We start from the raw sequence: 19,442 nt of genomic DNA, 5'->3' as shown, positions 1-19,442 counted from the left end.
ATGCGTCATTCCGAACGCAGCGATTGGACCGGATTGGCCAGTGCCGCTTTCAGGGATTGGTAAATGACCGTCAGCCAGCAGATCAGCAGCGTAGCAACGCAGGAAGCGATAAAAATCCAGACGCTCATGTCCGCTTTGTAGGGGAAACTCTGCAACCAGCGGTTCATAGCAAAATAAGCCACCGGTATCGCGATCGGGAAGGAGAGCAGCACGAGCCGTGTAAAATCCCGGGACAACAGCAGTACCACGCTGGAAACCGAGCCGCCAAGCACTTTCCGGACGCCTATTTCCTTCACGCGCTGCTCGGTCGTGAATGTGGCGAGGCCGAAGAGCCCGAGGCAGGCGATCAGGATGGTGAGGCCGGAAAATGCGGTGCAGATTTTCCCGCGCAGCTCGTCGGCATGGTAGGCATTCTCAAAATCCTGGTCGAGGAAACGGTACTCAAACAGCTTGTCGGGGTACGTTTGCTGCCATTTTTTTTCAATGTATGCCAAGGTTTCGGCGGTATTCCGGGTCTTGATTTTGATGTGAATCACACCATTGGCCCGGCGGTACACCATGATCATCGGTTCGATCGGGTTATAGAGCGACTGTTGGTGAAAATCACGCACTACACCTGCTACCTGGGTCGTCGGCGGCGGATTTTTGCCGTCGGCCGGTACGGTACCGAGCATAACCTTCTTGCCGATCGGGTCTTTCCAGTTCATCCGCTTCACGGCAGCCTCGTTGACGAGTACACTGTTAGCCGTATCAGCAGGCAGTTCGTCCGAAAAATTCCGGCCTGCGACCAGTTTCATGCCCATTGTTTTGAGATAGTCATGATCGATCGCCGTCGGTTTGAAAGCCATTTCCTTCATTCCGGTATTGGATTCGACGGTGAATATGATCCTGCCTCCGATGTTGCTCACGGGCGCTGACGCGGATGCGACGCTCTGGATATTCGGATTATCAAGCAGTTCTTTCCGGAATGCGTTGTATTTGTCTTTCGGTTGAGCGTCCTGGTAGTCGATCGTCAGCACCTGATCGCGGTCGTAACCCATGTCCTTGTTCCGCATGTAGTTGAGCTGCTGGTAGACGATCCAGGTGCAAATCAGCATGATCAGCGAGATCGAAAACTGTGTGACTACCAGCGCTTTCCTGAAAAAACCGCCGCCGCGCGCCTTGAATGTACCTTTCAATACGCTGGCCGGTTCGAATGACGACAGGTAGAATGCCGGGTAGCTGCCGCTGACCAGCCCGGTGAACACCACCACGGCCAGCCCGATGAGCATAAATTGGGGGCTTAGCAATTGCATGTAGCTGATCGCTTTGCCGGAGACATTATTGAAAAATGGCAGCAGCAATGCCACCAGAATGAGGCTGGCTACCAGGGATATGAGCGTGATCAGGATGGATTCGGTGAGGAACTGTCGGATGAGCGCGCCTTTCAGGGAGCCCATTACTTTCCGTAAACCCACCTCTTTCGCCCGCCGGGCCGACTGCGCGGTAGCGAGGTTCATATAGTTGATACTGGCGATCAAGAGCATAAAGAAAGCAACCGCGCTGAACGTGTACACATACCCGATATCGCCGTTGGATTCGCCATCGAATTTGGAGTACAAGTGGATGCTCGTGAGCGGCTGCATCTGGTACGTAATGTGAATGCCCATCCGTTTGAAAATCCCTGACATATATTTTTCGTAAAGCCCGGGGAAGCCCGCTTCAAGTTTTTTCAGGTCTGCGTTTTTAGACAGCAGCAAATAGCTGTTGATATAAAAACCGCCCCATCCGTCGGCATTGCGCTGGTTTTGGTCCAGCGACACCAATGCATTGAATGTGAAATGCGAATTTTTCGGAACGTTTTCGATCACGCCGGTCACCTTGTAGGAAGTACTGTCGTTGGTTTGAAGTATCTGGCCCAGAGCCGGGGATTTGCCGAAAAACCGCTCCGCAACGCGACGCGTGAGCACCACGCTGCCCGGCTGTTGCAGCGCTTTGGCATTACCTTCTATGAAATGGTAGGTAAAAACATCGAAGACCGTGGAATCGGCCGCGTAAATATCCTCCTCGTAAAACCGGCGCTCACCCTGGCGGAATGCCATCCGTCCGTTGGGAAAAAACCGCACGTAGTTCTCCACGAACGGGTAATCCTGTTTCAGAGTTTTAACCAGCGGCGGTTGCGTGCTGACCCATTTGTTGATTTTGTCGGGTTCGCGAATGTACGAAACGATCCGGTAAATCCTCGAAGCTTTTTCGTGGTACCGGTCGTAACTTAGCTCATCCACCACGTACAGGAACAGCAGCATGCCGCAGGTGACGCCGATGGTAAGCCCGAGAATATTGATCAGGCTGTAAAATTTGTCTTTAACCAGGTTACGAAAAGCCAGTTTGAGATAGTTTTTAAGCATAGAAGTCCGGATAGGGTTCGGTACGGCCCGTGCAAAATTTATTCCCGATTTTTAATTTACTGATTAACAGATAAATAACTGGATATTCCTGTTCGAAAATGAACGTTTAACAAACCAGGACGTTCGCCGACAGCCGACAGCCGACAGCCGACAGCCGACAGCCGACAGCCGACAGCCGACAGCCGTGTTACTCTCCCTGCCGCTCGTACCATTCCAGAAATTTCTCCTTATCGAATGGTTCGGGGTTGAGAAGGAGCTTCTGCCTTACCTGCTCTTCCAGCAGCAATGCCATTTTCTTCCGGATGTCAGCAAATTCAGGTTTGTGGGCGAGGTTTTCGTATTCGGTAGCGTCGGGTTGGCGCAGATCGTACAGTTCATATTCATCGGGATAGCCGCCGAGGGCATCGAAGTAATGCGTGTATTTCCAGTCTTTCGTACGCACGGCACGGATGCGGTTGGCTGCCTTTACTACACTGGGCTTGTTGGAAGCACTGGCTTTGGTATCGTCAAAAGTAAAAAGGATCGCTTCCTGAACCGGTTTGTCTTCTTCAAGCAGGGGCAGCAGGTTTGTACCCCTTATTCCCTGCGGCGGTGTCGCGCCGGCAAATGCGGCGATCGTAGGCAGGATATCAATCAGTGAAGACAGGTGTTCGGTGGATTTGTGACTGGCATCTTCCGGAAAAAGGACCGGATTGGAAATGACCATTGGGATCCGCGTTGCTTCTTCATAGGCAACAAATGCTTTTTGCCGCATGCCTCCGTGCGCCATACCCATTTCGCCGTGGTCGGCCAGCCGGATTACCAGCGCCTGATCGGCCAGTTTGCTGCCTTCCACTTCCCGGTAAAGCTCCTTAATGAGAAAGCCTATCTCCGTATCGACTACACGCAGCAGGTTTCCGTAGAAATTGATGTAATTGGTCTGCTTCTCCTGCGTATGGAGCGGGCCCAGGCTCAATGCGCCCGTCGCTTTCACCTGCGCCTGCGCGGAAGGTTTACCGTTAGTTGCGAGGTCTTCATTCACAGTCGCCGGCAGCCCGATAGGCCCATTCAGAAAATCGTTGCCATAGCCATAATTGAAGCCTTTGGGATAACAAAGTACATCATGCGGGTTCACGAGCGACACCACAAGGCAGTAGGGTTGCCTGTCACCCTTTTTCCTTCTTTCACGGACGCTCTGCAGGTAAGCAATGGCCTGCTGCACGTATGCCTTATCGTGATTGGCAAATCCGCCGCCGAAATTCTCGGGGGCAGTGTCCTCACCCGCATCGGGGGCGATCCAGCCTCTGAAACCGTACATCGCGATATCGGAAGCCGCCGGACTGCCGCCATCCGAACCTTTGCTGACGTGCCATTTTCCACGGTATTGCACGTCGTAGCCTTCTTCAAAAAGCATACGGGCGATATTGGGCAGGGTATTGTCCAACTCGATTTCGGCCGGTGAATACCTGCCGCCTTCGGTGAGGGTTTGCGTCACGTGATGTTGGGCAGGGTAGAGGCCCGTGAGCAGCGTCGAGCGGCTGGGCGAGCACATACAGGTGTTGCAGAATGCCCTGTCGAAGCTGAAACCATTCTTTTTCAGGAATGTGAGTGTTTTGAGATGGTCCTGCTCCCAGTTTTCGGGAAAATGTTGTGTGGCTCTTTCCTGGTCGGTCAGGATGATGAGAATATCCGGTTTGCCGGACAGGTTACTGAGGCGTTCCTTAAAAGTCATTTTCGCGGTTGTTGAATTGAAGGTGACACTAAAATCAGTTGCGGGAAATACGAACTAATTTTAGTGTCTAAGGAGAATTGTAGAAGGAATTAACCGCTTTGATGTGAATTTATTAGTTAACGGTATTTTACTTATAAGCAACAGCCGCACTGGACATGCCTGCGAGGGGATCACTTCGACTCTGTGGAAACCGGCTTCTTTCGTCCATTTTTCGAAATCGGCGCCGGTAAAGTTGAATGCTTGGCCGATCACGTGCTGCGCTGGTGCAAATCTCCTGATTTGCACATACTATTCGCAGGCCTCCGGCCGGTCTATACCGCGGTAACGCCTTTGCGGTACTGATTGGCCGGAGGCCTGTGGATATTTAGTCATGATGCATAATCAGGTGAGTTAAGGCTAAGCCGGAGGGTGCCCTTTTTCATAATTGTTTTTAGCCTTGGCATAGGCATATTCCAGGAACCCTTTGAGCTGCGGATACGACTGCTCGGTCGGGTTGACGATGCTTACCCAATTCATTGTTCCGTAGAATGGATGAGGAAAGAGCCTGTTCTCTTCGGTGAAATCAATTCCGGAATCCATATAACCGCCGATTCCCGGTTTAGCAGGTATAGAGGCAAATAAATGCTGGAAAGTCGCTTTGTCGATACCGATATTGAGCCGGTAAAAACCCTCGCGATTGAGGTTTGACACACTGTCAAAGTCGTTATCGCTCGTCACAATGGTGGCAAACGGGAATTTCTCTTCGTCTTTATACATGAAAAAATAGTCGCCGCCGGCCTCCACCTCTCGTATATTTTCAAATTCGCTTTGGATCCGGTCTCTGATAGCTGTCAATTGCATAACCTGGTTGTTTGGTTAATGCGAAATTGCCCGCATACGGTTACTTTTGCAAGTAGTTATCCTTTTGTTCCTTAGAGGTGAAAAGTAAAGCTTTGCTGAATTACAGATGGCTATGGCCGAAGAAAAAACGGAATTACCGAACACAGAATGTCCATTCCAGGCGGCTATGGACTTGATTTCAGGCAAATGGACGATGTCGATCATCAATACCCTGATCGGCGGAACGATGCGGTTCAAACAGTTGGAAAGAGCCGTGACCGGCATCAACACACGAATGTTGGTAAAGGAGTTGAAGCTCCTCGAATCCAAAGAACTGGTTCACAGGCAGGCCTATGCGACCGTCCCGCCCACGGTGGAGTACAGTCTTACCGAGAAAGGCAGGGCTTTGCAGCCGGTAATTGTGGCGGTACAGCAATGGGCGGTAAACCAGATGTGACGTAACCGCATTCATGCAGCGCCGGACTCCCGATCGCGGCACAAATGCGGTTTGTCGGAGTATCGTGTTTAGCTCAAATCAATACCTGCAATAAAATCAGTCGCTTTCAGCCCCAGTTTAGCCTGAACCGCGTCCCGGACCGTTGCGTATGTGGTGTCATCCAGCGCGCCTACGCGCGAGCAGAATTCGAGGGTCGTTCGGCTGGTGGATGATTTGAAAAACAGAATTTGCTTGATCGTGTCGGAGGAGGTGATCAGGAAGGTACCTAATTGAAGCGACACTGTGCTGTTCACCTCCTGGGCAATCCCGATCTGGAATGCCCCTTTGGTAGCGGTGTGTGTATTTTTTTCGAATGCGATAAACTTGCCGCTGGTATCGCTGAGGCCTTTGATGGCGTCCAGGGTTTTGGTCACGAGTGGTACGAGCGCCGAGCCGCCGACGGCACTGGCCACGAGATCGATAATGGCTTTGTCGACTTCGATCGTTGAGCCTTCCGAAGTGAATGGCGTGAAACTCGCGGATTGAAAAGCCCAGCCGATGTTGCTCAGCACATTCACGAATTCATCATACCAGTCTTTGATCTGATCTTCCTCCGGAAATTTCTTGTTGGCCGCCAGTTGCGCCAGCAATACAGAATGCAGTACGTCCTGCCGCCGCTGGTCCGACACCTCCGATACAAACGATACCAGGCTTTTGTCGTTCATAAACGCCTGTTCGACATTGGTTTGCGTTTCGATTTCGGTGCTGGTGAGATCTCGCGAGAGGAATTCGCGCTCGCTTTCGGTCATGAACGATTCCCTGGAATTTTGAAGTACAAGTTCTCTGACGTACTGCTTTGGATCGATGGATTCCATTTTTGGTAATAGTGTTAAAAGTTTACGGTATTTCAGTGCTGCCCATGGGGTGGAAAGATAGGATTATTTCTACGAAACCACTGGATAAATCATAAGGGAGTTATTCATAATGCCTCTTTTGCGCGCTCCCAGGCGGCCTCGTCCTCGTCGCTGAAAATGGCGCCGTAATTGCTCAGGCTTTTCCTGACGGCCTCGGGGAAATTCGAGGCCGGATCGACATCCCGGAAATCGCAACCTTGTACAAGCAGTCCCGAGACGTTTACAAACGAAAGCAGGGGTTTTGAGGCCGCGTCTTTCACCGTGATTTCCGCGTACCGGCATTTGATATTGAATGGCCTGGCAGCCTCCGTGATCAACAGCTGCATATCCGATTGCAGTTGCTTTTTTTTCGCGTCGTCGTCCACGATTTCCAGGCAGTCACCCGTAGCTACCGACCAAATGCGGAAGTTGTGCCCGAAATCCCTGGAGAAAATTTGGGTGCCGTCGGCACTGTAAACCGCATCCTCGACGCCCCGTGAATGGCCTCTGTAAATGCGAATGCATTCCCCGGTGTCGACGAGCCATTCACGGATCGTGAGGTCGTCGGAGGTTGAGATGATTTTCGTGCCGTCGGGACTGTACCTTGCGCGGTGCAGCCATTTTTCATGCCCACGGAATGTCTGCAAGGCAATGCCCGATGTGATGTATATTTCGGTGAAAGTACGATCGTAGTTAACGGTAAGCAACTTTTTGGAGTCCGGGCTAACGACGCATTTGTTAACCACCCAGTCGGACTGCCCGCTGATCGCGAAGAGTTGTATGCCGGTTTCGAGGCTCCATTCGCGGATCGATTTGTCGTCGGAAGCAGAAACGGCCCGGGGTTTGTCGGGCGAATAACTTGCAAAGTTCACCCTGTCTGTGTGTCCTGAATACGTGCGGCTCTCCAGACCGGTTTTGACCGACCATTCCCTCAGGGTTTTGTCTTTCGATGCGGAGAGGATTCTTTGGCCGTCGGCACTGTAAACGGCATGATATACCTGGTCGGAATGTCCTTTGAAAAAGCGGGAGGGAGCTTCGCTTTCCGCAGACCATTCGATGATCGAGCAGTCGTCGGATGCCGATAGCATGTGCGTTTCATCGGGATTGTAACAAACGCTGTTGACTTTTTCGGTATGGCCGTTGAATACCCGAAGGCATTCTCCTGTTTTGACACGCCATTCCCGGACGGTAGCATCCGCGGAAGCGGAGAGGATTTTATCTCCCCCCGGACTGTAACACACCGCCGATACATTCTTGCTGTGGCCGGCGTAGGTAGTAATGCATTCCCGTGTAACCAGGCTCCATTCCCGGAGCAGCTTATCGTCGGCACACGTGAGGATTTTCGTGCCGTCCGGCGAATAGACCGCGTCGTTGACCTTCGAATGCAAATGTTCGTAGCTGGCCAGTTCCATGCCGCTGCTTACCGACCATTCTTTAACGAACGTATCGTAGGATGCTGAAACCACTTTCTGGCCGTCGGCGCTGTACCTGGCCGATACTACTTTGTCAGTATGGCCGGAAAATGTCTGTAAAAGCTTACCCGTGGCTGCGAGCCATTCTTTAATGGTACCATCGTCCGACGCTGTGAGCAGTTTTTGGCCATCACGACTGTAATGCACCTGGTTAATTTGCCCGTAATGTCCTTTAAAAAGGAAGCTGTCGCCGTCGAGCACGCTGCCCTCAAACCGCGCCGGAAGGTAGGCGCTGCCCTGGTGGCGAGTTAACGGGAGACCGTTAAACTGGATTTGGCGTAAGTCAAGCCGGGTGAGATTGGCGCCGGCAAGGCTTTGGCGGAGATCGAGCCAGATCATCATCACATTCCGGATCACAAATGCCCGTTCTGCTTCTCCCGCGGTGATCCCCGAATCAGTCCGGCACAAATCCATCAGGCGCGACAGCATGTTTTCCCTTTCCAGCAATTCCAAGCGACCTTTGGAGCTATTCCAGGTCGGTACCGATTGATGTTCTCCCTCTATTTCTCCCAATAGCCGCCGGAGGTACACCGGGATATAGTTTCTGAAAAACACATCGGGCAGTACCCGTCGCACCATTGCGGCCTCCGTCATGTTGCGTATATGGCATACCGCGAAGAAGTCCCTGAAATTCTGGTGCAGGAACCGGAGATCGTCACGTTCCATGACCAGTACGCGGAGGCGCTCGACCAGGAACTGCTTTACTTTTCCGGAGCGCTGCTCTTTTTCGTCCAGACCGGTGAGTATGCCCAGGCCCAGTTCCCTTCGTTTGCCTTCGAATTCCGGATACAATTCCGTTAGTTCTTCGGTATCCAGCTCAGCGAATGCTTCATCCAGTAATGTTTTGAAATTGAAAGTAGGATCGGCGAGTTTGCGGATCGTAATGGCGTATTTGCCCTTATCTTCCATTCTGTACGCAATGTAGGGGACGAGTACGCGCAGGAGAAAATTCTGATAGCGGATATCGGCTTCATCATTGACGTCCGTTAGCTGTGCCAACTGGGCTTCATTGAAATTCCAAAGCAGCTCGCCATAGGTTGTCACTTTTTTGAAATGAAAGCGGTCGTCGTCTTTGAATCTCAACGCAATGTTGTTGGCACCGGAATACAGCGTGAGCATCATCGGGTTCGCGAACAGCCCCAGCAAATCCTTGTTGGCAGGTATTTCCTGGCCTTTTTCCTTCAGGTAAGCCACGACGGTTTCCTGCGTAAGGGGCAGAATTTGCATTAACGCGGCACTCTCGCTGGAAAGGTCCAGTTTCTCAATTTGCTTGTTCCTGGACGATATCACCATTTGCGTGCCGCCGGCCCGGGCTGCCAGGTCGTTCACGGTGGCGATCAGCCGCCCTTTCGGAACGGTTACTTCGTTGAGGCCGTCCAGCAGCAGGATTATCGTTGGTTTCCCTTCCCGCGAAGTTTCGAACAGCTTCCAAAGGGCATTTACCGTTTCCGCAGGCGGCTCGGGGATATTGAGCAGGTTTTTACAAATATACCTGACCACGAAGTCGCTGCGCTCGGCTTCGGACGCGGAGTTGTACTCGTTCAGGGGAATGAATACGGGAACGGGGCCGTTTTCTTCAAAAAGCATGTCCCGCCATAGGAGCAGCAGCGACACCGTTTTACCCATACCGCCGTCGCCCACCAGCAGCGCCTGCGTTTTTTTGTTTTGCCATAAAGCTTGCACGGCCAGTTCCAGTGAAGCAACCTGCGAGTCTGTTTTGACTTGCACATCGAGGTACTTACCCAGATTGATTTCCGAAACCAGGATACTCTCAATATTCAGGTATTTATAGCGACCTTTTTGAAGCCGCTCAAACTGTGCTTTGGAGCCTGCCCGCAATGTATTTTGCAGGTTCGCATGGTCGAACGGCGCGGCAGGTTCCACTGCTTTGGCGGTGCGATGGAAAAAAAACTCACCCAGTTTGTATTTCTGGTTGACGAGGCTTTTGCAAAGCGGTTCCAGCTCAAACCCGTTGTCGCGGACCCGTTTTGTGATTTGCGCGCCCAGCCAGTTGATGGATACGCTTTCATCCACATTAGTATGGAGAATGTCGATCAGCGCATCCGCAAACGGGCTTTTGTCGGGCACCACGCCATTGCGTCCGGCGGTAAGCACCCACCGTGATGGCACTTCCTCCGCTTCGGCCGACAGGCTTTGCTGTGTTACATCGATTTCCATCGTTGCAAAAGCTTCCGAGAAGCAGGCATCGACGATGAGGACAATGTGGTGGGCTTTGATATTGGAGAGGATCCGGATTACCTCGCTGACCGAAATCAGCTTTTTCAAATCGCTTGGTCTTTCCGAAAGTACCGGTGCATCGGACGGCACCCAGTAGCCTTCTTTGTTCTTATCAAAATGGCCGTGGCCCGAAAAATAAATGATCAGGTTTTCGTCCGGGCGAATGCGCAGCTCGCCGTTTTCGTCTTTGTCGGCCAGGTAACAGATCTCGTCGAAAACAATATCGGTTTTGGCATTGTCGTCGAAAAGCGGCTGGATCACGAAGTTTTCGTCTGAGAAGCCGTAAAACTCTTTGAGTACGCCAAAAAATCGCTGGCAATCGGAGACTGGGTATTGGAGTGGCGTCCAATGATCGTACTTGTCGATCGCGACGAAAAACAGCCGGTTCCGTCTTGTTTTATGCTGTCGAGGGGTAATAGTCCCGATGCCCATGTTGGTAAATTCGCTTACTAGACTTTCAATTTCGGTATTTTTCCGGGGTGTTCGGGGCGGGTGTCAAAGAAATTATTTACCGGGCCTGTCAGCGCCAGGCCGTTCGCGACGCGCCATTTTTCCCGTTCGATAATAAAGCATAGAGGTTGTTGATTTTAATTCATCGGGAAGGTAATTTCAGGCAATCCGAGCCCTTGTTTGGTGATTACAGGCTCATTCTTGCAACACCGCCGTCTTCCCAACCCAACCTTTAACCTTATGAAAATCTTCGCATTGCTGATCGGCATTAATGAGTACAGTCCCACCTCGAACCCGCCGATCAGACCACTGAACGGCTGTGTAAACGATGTCTCCGATTTCAGGACGTTTTTGAAGGAAAATTATCATGACCTCATTCCAGACGAACGGCAGATCCTCGTGCTTACAGATGCGAATGCATCGCGTGAGAAGGTCATCAGCGGCTTCCGGGAGCACCTTACCCAGGCGGGGCCGGAGGATATTGCGGTGATTTATTACTCAGGACACGGTTCGACCGGCATTACCGCGCCCGAATTTCAGGCCGCAACTTCCGACCGGCAGGAGCAGACCTGGGTTTTGCACGATAGCCGCGAACCGGGGAAATATGACCTGGCAGACAAGGAAATCGCACTGTTGATGGAAGAAGTAGGCGCAAGTAACCCGCGGATCGTGGTGATTGCGGATTCCTGTCATTCCGGGTCGGTCACAAGGGAGCTCGAACAGTTTCTGCAAATGCAGCCGCGGTTTGAAAAAGGTACCTCCGATGTCCGGCCTCTTGAAAGCTATCTGGATGGCGCCTATGTGCAGCGGGGCAATTTCAGCATTCCGTCTTCCGACCATCTGCTGCTGGCCGCGTGCGACCGCGTAGAGCGCGCGTGGGAGAGCAACGGCCACGGGCAGTTCACACAATCGCTGATCTCCGTATTGGGTAAAAGTGGGGGACAGATCACGTACGCGGACCTTTTCGTGCAGGTGAGGGCATTCATCCGGAATGCTCTGAAAAACCAGACGCCGCAGATGGAACCGATCGGTGTTTTCAATGTGGGCCAGGGTTTCCTCGGAAGAAATGTCGACAGCGGACGCCTCACGCGCTATCGCGTGTACATGAAGGCGGGTAAGTGGACGATCGACCTGGGCGCGGGGATGGGTATCGAGCAGCGGATAGGAGAGCCGGTTCAAATTAAAATATATGACTCAGTAGCGGAAGGGCAGCCTGTGGGCGATGCCGTGCTGGATGTGATGAATGTGACGGAAAGTACCTTGCAGATCGGCACATTGTCCCTGGATGCTGACAGCGTATATTGGGGAGAGCCCAAATCGCTCCGCTTGGAGCCATTCTTTGTTTACGGCGATGGCGCGGTAGCACAAGTGATGCAGGAAACAATGGCCAGTGCCACCGAATCGGGAATAGTTTTGACGGACGTCCCAGCTGCCGCCCTGTTCGAACTGAAAATCGAAAACGGGAATATAGCAGTTTACCACGCCGGCAGTGCCGCGACGATACAAACTGTGCTCGGAACCGACAAATACGCGGCAACCCATGTACTGAACCTCCTGCAATCGCTCGTCCGCTGGCAACGCCTGCTCGATTTGCAAAACGCGCAATCCGCCATTCAATCAGGACAAATTACATTCAATGTGGAAGTGGAGCAGGGCGGAACTACCGGCGTTTTTTCGGACACACTCATCACGCTCGATCATGATGGAGCGGATATTCCATTCAAAGTCAATTTTCGGAACGGTACAGCCCGGGCGTTGTATGCTTCCCTGCTTTACCTCTCGCCGGATTATGGCGTAACGGTCATTTTCAATGACTCGCAGCCGGTACCTCCCAACAGCTCCGTCGTGCTTACGAGCGACGTCTTTACGCTCAATAGCGAGGAGGAAATTGACACTCTGAAACTGATCGTTTCTACGGAAACCATTGATAGCAGCCTGTTCGTGCAGGAGCCGCTGCAAATAGGGGCCACCGTCGCGCCGTCGGGCAGCAGGGGCCTGGGGCAGTTGAAAGCGATAGGCGGCGAAAAGTCCGACTGGATCACGAAAGCGGTCAGTATCAGACTGGTCAAAAAGGCTGAACAGGAACTTGGGGCGCAGGAAATGACTATCGGGAAAGGCATTACAATCCGTCCACACGATTCATTTAGAGGAAAGCTGGGCTGGGCACCGCTCGTTTCCAGGACCAGGAGCGTCGAGAAGCCGGTTATCAACGAGGCCTATGCGCCGGGCAATCCATGGTTCGAAATCGTGAACTTCGACGAAGGTACGAGAGGAGAGGATCGCAGCATCGCCGAGGTAGTCGAATTGCGTAATGCGGCTGCTCTCAAAACGGATCCGCTGATCATCGACATCCGGCCCGAGCGGGAAGGTGAACTGGTATTACCATTCTTTTTCGACGGTGAGGACTTCCTGCCCATGGGCGCGCTGGCCATCACCGGGCCGGGAGTCATGCAGGTGAGCGTCGATACCATCCCTGAAGAAATGGTGGAAAAGACACGCAGCCTGGGTGGGGCCTTCCGGATGGTTTTCCTGAAATTCGCGGGCAAGCTGGGCATACAAACCGACCCGAACTGTTTGCGCTGGGTGGATTATGCCAATAATGCAGTCCGTGAAAGCGAAGGGTTGAAAGGGAAGGTTGATCAGGCAAAATCGGTATTACTATTGGTGCACGGCATTATCGGAGATACCGAAGAGATGGCCAAGACGTTCAAAATGGCGATTGATGGAGGTTACGACCTCGTAATGACCTACGATTACGAAAATCTCAACACGCCGATCGAGGAAATTGCGGCGATCCTGAAAGGCAAGCTGAACACCCTCGGATTTAACGAAAATGACGGAAAGGAGTTGGTGCTGGTGGCGCATTCAATGGGCGGGCTGGTTTCGAGGTATATGATCGAGGAACTGGGCGGCGACAAGTTCGTCGACAAGCTGATTATGGCGGGCACACCGAATGGCGGCAGCAAGTTTGGGGAAATTCCTGGTTATGTCAGCTGGGCATCTGTGGCCCTGGCGCTGGGTACGAAGCTGTTCCCTCCGCAGGTAGGCGCGGTCGCGGGCTTTTTGTCGTCCGTGCTGAAAGTGGGGAATAAGCAGGTGCTGCACACTTTGGCGCAAATGGACAGCGGCAGCGATTTTATCCAGAAACTAACCCAAAAAAATACGGCGCCGATTCCCTATTTCATCGTTGGCGGCGATCTTGACGCCTATTTGCAGGCCAGCGGCGGACTGCCTTTGATGGAAAAGGTGGTTACGCAAATAGGCTCCTGGGTTTACAGAAACACGGTCAACGATATCGCTGTCAGTACGGAGAGTATCTTCGAGGCGAAGACTGCCGCCGTGCCGCAAAAAGTATCGTGCCACCACCTCAACTATTTCGTGGTCGATGAGTCGGTCAATGCGCTGGCCAAGCTGTTATAGCCGGAGCCGGGTATTTCAATGTCGTTGAGCATGCTGATGATCGATGCCGCGTCATCCCGAAGGGTGTCGGGAATCATATTCTTGCTGATAAATGATTGTAAATCAGTAATCATTACTTCGCGGTTGTAAATGACAGCATTGGTATAAGCGCAATTTTTTTCGCTGAAATTTTTACTGGCCGCATATTGGCGGTAATATTTCCTGGCTTCTGCCGCGTTACCCGAAAGCAGGTAGGCATGTGCCAGGTTTACATAAATATAATCCAGGTGCGACCTGGGTGTGATAGCCACCGCCGTGCCTTTTTGGGCATATTCAATCGACTTTTTAAAATCTCCGTCGAAAAGTCGGTACCACGACGCATTGTTGTATACGATCGACAGGTCGTGATTCAGGCAGGGATCATTCGGGAGCCTTTCGCGCATATCTTCCAGGAACAGAATGTGGTCGTTGCTCGCGTAACGCCGGGACTGCATGCGCACGAACGTGAAAAGTGCATTGCGCTCGTCCTCCCTCATTTTCTGGATTTTGGTTTCGAGTTCAATGCGTGCGTTCCAGAATATTTCGTTCAGGCGCCGGTTACCATCAGCATTTATTTTTCTCGACAATGCCATCCAAAGACCATAGTGGTCCTGCCCCTCTACCTGCCGCGTCAATGCGCTCAGTACGCCTTTCAGATTAACCAGCGAACCCGCGTTTTCGGAGGAGAAGAAATGGCTCGAGAGCCGGTCGATCGAGGTGAGATATTCATTTTCCAGGTACGTCCATAAATCCTGCTTGGCGCCGATGCTCGAATTTCTTTTCAGGTATTCGAGGTCTTCGGCTTCTAATGGCAGCAGGAAACGCACTTTGGTTTCGGGCAGCAGGCGCGTGCTCGGTTCGATCTTTTTGGCACCGGTCCAGAACAACCGCGTGATACCCATTCGCGTATCGGAAATCGCAATGATCGAATCGTGCGGGAAGCGCCTCAGCGAGTTGTAGTTATATTCGTTGTCAATATCGAACAGCGACTGCGTGCTATCGCTCAGGATCCCTTCCGAAGTCAGCCTGAACGACTCCCCGATATGCGTGGTATCGACCACTCTTTTCATCAGCAGCATCTTTCCGCCGGCGTAGGAAATTCGTACCAGCGTGGTGTCGTGGCTGTTGAGCACTACGCTGATGCCGTGGTTGTAGCGGTCCCTGCTCCAACGGCCTTTGATCACGTTGTACCTGTTTTCTAGCGTGCCTAAACGCTCGTTATACAAGCTTACAGTGTTAGGGCCTGCGATAATCAACAGTTTTTTGTCCTTGCCAACATGGGCAAAGGCCATATCCGTAATCGGTTCGACATTGAATATGGAAGCGAAATAGAGGTTTTCGTGTTCGGGATAACGCTTGATTTCATTAAACATGCCGTCCCCGAAAAAACCGGCGAGCATACTGTTCTCCTCGTATTTTTTATAGAGAATGTATTGCTGCGTTTTCGATCGCGCAAGGTTAATGAGTAGCCGGTAACGCGTGCTGGTTTCCGAGCTCCATACCGCCAGAAAGGTCAATATGGTGATCAGAAACAGGACGCCGGCGCCATAGGTGAGCACATAAATAGTCGTAAGCCGGCGTTTGCTGTCTGCCACGAATTTCCATTCTTCCGCGGTAGGCTGTTTGCTCAGGGCTACACTTTCCTTGATGTCTTTGGTCGAGCGCCTGATATCCCGCAAATCGTTGCGGTCGAGGTACGACCTCAGGAACCATATTTTGTTGGATTGCTCGTATTTCAGGTAAGCATTTTTAATGGTCTTGATGGTGCGGGCGATATGCGAATTTTCCAGACTGAACTTGTCATGAATGATTTTGGCCAGGCTGTCGTGGGCAATTTCATAAATGCTGTCGATCCCGTTACCGCCGTATTTGTCGAGCCTGAGAATGTTTTTGGTCGCCAATGCGCTGACGATCGCCGAGGCGACGTCCAGCGGGGCGGTCGGCGAAATAATGTCTCCAATCTTTTGCGGGCGCTTCGTACCCTCGTCGGTAACGAAGCAGTAAAGCACATTCCGGATCGTGTTGTAATTAACCGACCCATGCACCTCCGAGACTTCCGAGATTGTGCTTTCTATTCTTTCTTCCAGGAATTGTTTGAGCACATTCCGGATATCGCCTACTTCGGCCAGCAGGCCCGTTTTAAAAATTTTGCGTGATCCAGGCGCCTTGTGCCAAAGCCGGTCGAGGTAAATTTGAAGGTGCGGCAGTTCGATCAGGTTATCGTCGATTTTGAGATTCCTGACGATCGCGTCAATCGTGGCTTCGTCGGTTTCAATATCGAAATGCGCACAGGATTTCCGGATGACGTTTTTAATATCATTGTCGGTCATTCGCTCGACAAGCACCCGTTTATCGAAAATCTCCGGTACAATACCCTCGTACTTCTGCAACTGCGCAATGTAGCGCTCGCGCATGATGAAAATCACCTTGCATGGGATGTCCTTCGCATCGAGTATCCTTCTGAGTTCGTTGAAAAACGTCTCTTGCTCCTCGGTACTTCCCAAAATGAATATTTCCTCGAACTGGTCGAAGATCAGGTACACGGGCTTGAAAAAATCGAGGTACAGCGATCGCAGGCAGTCGAGAATATCCGAATCGAGCGGGAAATCCTGCTTGTTTTTGAGGTTAATTTCTTTTCGCAGCGAAATGTTGATGTCGTCGTAACGCCTGACAAATATTTCGAGCCAGTCGGTTTTTTCGAAGCAGTTGGCCAGCCCGCATTTGATGATACTCGACTTTCCGGTTCCCAGCGGACCGTTCACCAGCACGATGTTCGATTCGTGGATGTAGTTGTAGATGATCCTGATTTCATCCTCTCTTTCAAAAAATGCGCTGCGTTCGCTTTTTTCGAATGAATCGAGCAGTTTGAATGGGGAGTGGGCCATGATCTGTCAGGATTTGAAATAGGAAATGAAACCTTCCACACTCTGAAGAATATCCGGCCCGATCGTTTCCAGTTCTTCCTGTGATATTTTCAAGTCAGTTTTGGTCCTTAAAAACCGGGTAACGCCGGAATTTGCAGGCGGTCTTTCTTTTCGTTGATATTCTTAATGAAATTATAGGTGCAGGTAGTAGCGGTAGTGCTCTTATCATAATTATAGAAGAAGTAGATTTTGGAAAGCTTTTCGCTGATCAATGCGTTCATGTCGATCACGAACGGGTACAAATTGAATGCGGAGAGCTTTTTGTCCTCGATTTTATAGATCACCACCGAGTTGGAGTCCGTGAAATTCTCGAAATCCTCCATTTTATCGGTAAATCCTACGAGCACGTAATCCAGTTTTACCATTTTGTGCTGATACACAGCTGGTTGGTTCTTCTTTTTGTTGATGTAGATATTCTTGATCGTCGCAAACTTGTACCTGGCGCAGAAGCCCAGCTCCTTAAACATAATGCAAAGGCTGGCCTCTGCTTTCTGGCAATCGTCGCGGCACTCGCGGTCGTCGAGCTCTTCCATGATGGCCAGGTCCCGGTACTTACTTTTAATACGTGTAATATGGAGGTATCCTCCGAAAAACTCGCTGTCGCGCTCATCCATGAGGTCGGCCAGATGTGACATTTCGCTTACAAACAAAGGTACGTCGTGGGCTTTCAGCTTGTCGTGTATCAGCCGCACGAGCGGGATGACGTCGTAGGCCTGCCTGTCCTGCTGATCGAGCAGGAAGAAAGCATTGATCTGTTCTTTGAGCCGGTCTTCCAGAACAGGTACCTTACCCTGTACCAATGCTTCCCAAAGTTGAGAAAACATAATAAATAGCAGCAGATCGGCCATCACAGAGTAGGTGTTGATCAAAAACCGCAGGCGCTCGCTGGCCAGGGGCTCATCTTCGGTGACGAGCAATTTGCGAACCTGCTCGGCAATAGGTGAAGGCAGGCTGTTGATAATCGCGTTTTTGACTTCCCTGACGTCGAATCTCTTCGGGTCCCATTGTTCGCCATATTTCTTTTCAAGGTCTTCGAACATCGGAAGTTCGTCGCTGAACGTCATCAATACGTTGTAGAGCGAGGCAAGAATAGCGTCCTCGGAAGTATTAAAATTCGAATCGATCTGGCTTTTGATATGCAGCTCGTAGAAGCTCTTTTCCGATAGGCGGTGGCCGGCGGCATCCTGGTGGTTTTTGTGCAGATAAAGCCCCCACACGGGCCCTGTATTGGGTGCTTTGATCGTCCGTGCAATGCCGCGCTCCTGATGTTCGTCGGTATTTAATGTCGCATTATTTTTGGCGGTAACCACCTCGGTTGCCAGCCTGAACGCTTCGTCGATGGTATGCCCGCCGGCCAGCTTCTGGTAAAAATCTTCGGCAAACCGGGTGGCGGTATCATCGCCGATGTCGACACTGGTCGCAATGACCGCCCGCACGCCTGCGTCGAGGAGCTGGTTGACCTGCTCCTGGGTGGAGCAGCCGTTGAGAAACACGAGTTGCAGGTTCTTTTGCAGCCGGACCGATTGGAGCAACCCTGCCCCGTATACGGTGGCGTCTTCCATCAGTAGCTGGCTGCCGCTGGCGTGCCCGGCATAATGGATAATCTCGACCTGGGGCTGGTACAGCAGCAAGCGGTCCCGCAGCTTCTTGATCGTCCGGGGATCGGTATCGAGCAGCAAATGGCCCTTTCCCTGTCGCTCACGCAATGCATCCGAAATGGCTTCTTTTTCCTTTTCGAGCTGTGACAGGTATGCGTCGCTGGAATTCGAAAACGCGCAGAGTATAACGGGAGGTCGCATTGATCGGGAAGGGTTAGGCTTATCAGCTACAAAACTATAAGGTAAACAACAATGCCAAAGTAGTTCTACTTTTTCCGGGAAATGTTATTAAGCGGTTTTTGCAGGCTTTCGTATTTTGAGCAATTATGTTGACAATACACTATATTCCCTTTTTTGAAAAGCCTCTCCCCGATATTCTATGCGAGTCACCACATCTATTAACCGACTGGATGCCCATCACAAGCTTGTTATAGCGCTTCTTTTGGGTTCGCTGGCAGTCGCGTCGACCGTTCCTTTCGTTGATAAGCCTGTCAGTTGGATGATCGGCTGGCTGGTCTACGGCGCCATACATCTGGGCCTGGCTTGGGTAACCATCCTCAGCTCGCATCCTGCGGAGGTCAGGCGGGAGGTGGACGGCCAGGATTCAAGCCGGGTTGCGATTTCCCTCTTTGTAGTGGTTGCGTCGTTTGTGAGCCTGTTTGCGATATTGTACTTGCTGCACGCCGCGGGCAAAACGGCTTCCTGGTCGGAGCTGACCCTCCATTTTGTGCTTTCGTTCTCTTGCATCGTTTGCTCGTGGATCCTGGTACACACCATATTCACACTGCATTACGCCCATCTCTACTATCGCACCGCGGAAGGTGAGCGCGAAGGGCGGAAACAGCAAAAGAAAGGGCTGGATTTCCCCGGAGACACCGAGCCCGACTATCTGGATTTTACCTATTTCTCGTTTGTAATCGGGATGACCTTTCAGGTTTCCGATGTCACGATTTCTTCCCGGGAAATCAGGAGGCTCGCGCTGGTCCATGCGCTATTGTCTTTCGTCTTTAATACGCTCCTGGTAGCCCTGACGATCAATGTCGTGTCCGGATTGATCCAGGACAGGCCATGAAATC

General features: G+C 51.7%; 10 protein-coding genes. 3 read left to right on the top strand and 7 right to left on the bottom strand.

Annotation, left to right across the window (positions count from 1 at the left end; translation table 11 throughout):
- Window positions 1-5 precede the first annotated feature (5 nt).
- The 3 genes from ACQ4MZ_RS24560 to ACQ4MZ_RS24550 all read right to left on the bottom strand — a co-directional run bounded on the left by ACQ4MZ_RS24560 (window position 6) and on the right by ACQ4MZ_RS24550 (window position 4,938).
- Window positions 6-2,387 carry an ABC transporter permease gene (locus ACQ4MZ_RS24560; protein WP_430849536.1) on the bottom strand — a complete coding sequence of 794 codons (2,382 nt, stop codon included), beginning with the start codon at window positions 2,385-2,387 and terminating at the stop codon, window positions 6-8.
- Between the two features lie 187 nt (window positions 2,388-2,574).
- Complete coding sequence (locus ACQ4MZ_RS24555) at window positions 2,575-4,098, bottom strand: sulfatase-like hydrolase/transferase (protein WP_430849534.1); 1,524 nt, start codon at window positions 4,096-4,098, stop codon at window positions 2,575-2,577.
- A gap of 396 nt (window positions 4,099-4,494) precedes the next feature.
- Window positions 4,495-4,938, bottom strand: a complete 444-nt coding sequence (locus ACQ4MZ_RS24550) for a DUF6194 family protein (RefSeq protein ID WP_430849532.1) — start codon at window positions 4,936-4,938, stop codon at window positions 4,495-4,497.
- A gap of 166 nt (window positions 4,939-5,104) precedes the next feature.
- Between ACQ4MZ_RS24550 and ACQ4MZ_RS24545 the strand changes: the two genes are divergently transcribed.
- The gene (locus ACQ4MZ_RS24545) at window positions 5,105-5,374 is read left to right on the top strand and encodes a winged helix-turn-helix transcriptional regulator (protein WP_430849530.1); all 270 of its coding nucleotides are present in this window, start codon (window positions 5,105-5,107) and stop codon (window positions 5,372-5,374) included.
- A gap of 68 nt (window positions 5,375-5,442) precedes the next feature.
- Here ACQ4MZ_RS24545 and ACQ4MZ_RS24540 read toward each other — a convergent pair whose 3' ends face one another.
- Together ACQ4MZ_RS24540 and ACQ4MZ_RS24535 are read right to left on the bottom strand one after the other, a co-directional pair.
- Window positions 5,443-6,228 carry a hypothetical protein gene (locus ACQ4MZ_RS24540; protein WP_430849528.1) on the bottom strand — a complete coding sequence of 262 codons (786 nt, stop codon included), beginning with the start codon at window positions 6,226-6,228 and terminating at the stop codon, window positions 5,443-5,445.
- 104 nt (window positions 6,229-6,332) lie between these two features.
- A complete protein-coding gene (locus ACQ4MZ_RS24535) occupies window positions 6,333-10,388 on the bottom strand; it encodes a caspase family protein (RefSeq protein ID WP_430849526.1) in 4,056 nt (1,351 codons plus the stop codon).
- Window positions 10,389-10,646: 258 nt separating this feature from the next.
- On the opposite strand from ACQ4MZ_RS24535, the gene ACQ4MZ_RS24530 reads away from it, so the two are divergent.
- Complete coding sequence (locus ACQ4MZ_RS24530; protein WP_430849524.1) at window positions 10,647-13,826, top strand: caspase family protein; 3,180 nt, start codon at window positions 10,647-10,649, stop codon at window positions 13,824-13,826.
- On the opposite strand, the gene ACQ4MZ_RS24525 is transcribed toward ACQ4MZ_RS24530, so the two are convergent.
- Window positions 13,778-16,729, bottom strand: coding sequence for a hypothetical protein (locus tag ACQ4MZ_RS24525; protein WP_430849522.1), 2,952 nt, complete (start codon window positions 16,727-16,729; stop codon window positions 13,778-13,780). The genes ACQ4MZ_RS24530 and ACQ4MZ_RS24525 overlap by 49 nt on opposite strands.
- A 107-nt stretch (window positions 16,730-16,836) precedes the next feature.
- Window positions 16,837-18,567, bottom strand: coding sequence for a CHAT domain-containing protein (locus tag ACQ4MZ_RS24520; protein WP_430849520.1), 1,731 nt, complete (start codon window positions 18,565-18,567; stop codon window positions 16,837-16,839).
- A 178-nt stretch (window positions 18,568-18,745) separates the two neighbouring features.
- Here ACQ4MZ_RS24520 and ACQ4MZ_RS24515 point away from each other — a divergent pair, with 178 nt between their 5' ends.
- Window positions 18,746-19,438 carry a DUF1345 domain-containing protein gene (locus tag ACQ4MZ_RS24515; RefSeq protein WP_430849518.1) on the top strand — a complete coding sequence of 231 codons (693 nt, stop codon included), beginning with the start codon at window positions 18,746-18,748 and terminating at the stop codon, window positions 19,436-19,438.
- Window positions 19,439-19,442 lie beyond the last annotated feature (4 nt).

Source organism: Dyadobacter sp. BHUBP1, assembly GCF_050587785.1.
GTDB lineage: Bacteria > Bacteroidota > Bacteroidia > Cytophagales > Spirosomataceae > Dyadobacter.
This window is presented reverse-complemented; position numbering and strand designations above follow the sequence as displayed.

Bases quoted from the DNA above. Each gene is read 5' to 3' on its own strand.
- ACQ4MZ_RS24560 (WP_430849536.1), bottom strand. From the start codon at position 2,387: ATGCTTAAAAACTATCTCAAACTGGCTTTTCGTAACCTGGTTAAAGAC.
- ACQ4MZ_RS24545 (WP_430849530.1), top strand. From the start codon at position 5,105: ATGGACTTGATTTCAGGCAAATGGACGATGTCGATCATCAATACCCTG.
- ACQ4MZ_RS24540 (WP_430849528.1), bottom strand. From the start codon at position 6,228: ATGGAATCCATCGATCCAAAGCAGTACGTCAGAGAACTTGTACTTCAA.
- ACQ4MZ_RS24555 (WP_430849534.1), bottom strand. From the start codon at position 4,098: ATGACTTTTAAGGAACGCCTCAGTAACCTGTCCGGCAAACCGGATATT.
- ACQ4MZ_RS24525 (WP_430849522.1), bottom strand. From the start codon at position 16,729: ATGGCCCACTCCCCATTCAAACTGCTCGATTCATTCGAAAAAAGCGAA.
- ACQ4MZ_RS24515 (WP_430849518.1), top strand. From the start codon at position 18,746: ATGCGAGTCACCACATCTATTAACCGACTGGATGCCCATCACAAGCTT.
- ACQ4MZ_RS24535 (WP_430849526.1), bottom strand. From the start codon at position 10,388: ATGGGCATCGGGACTATTACCCCTCGACAGCATAAAACAAGACGGAAC.
- ACQ4MZ_RS24550 (WP_430849532.1), bottom strand. From the start codon at position 4,938: ATGCAATTGACAGCTATCAGAGACCGGATCCAAAGCGAATTTGAAAAT.
- ACQ4MZ_RS24520 (WP_430849520.1), bottom strand. From the start codon at position 18,567: ATGCGACCTCCCGTTATACTCTGCGCGTTTTCGAATTCCAGCGACGCA.
- ACQ4MZ_RS24530 (WP_430849524.1), top strand. From the start codon at position 10,647: ATGAAAATCTTCGCATTGCTGATCGGCATTAATGAGTACAGTCCCACC.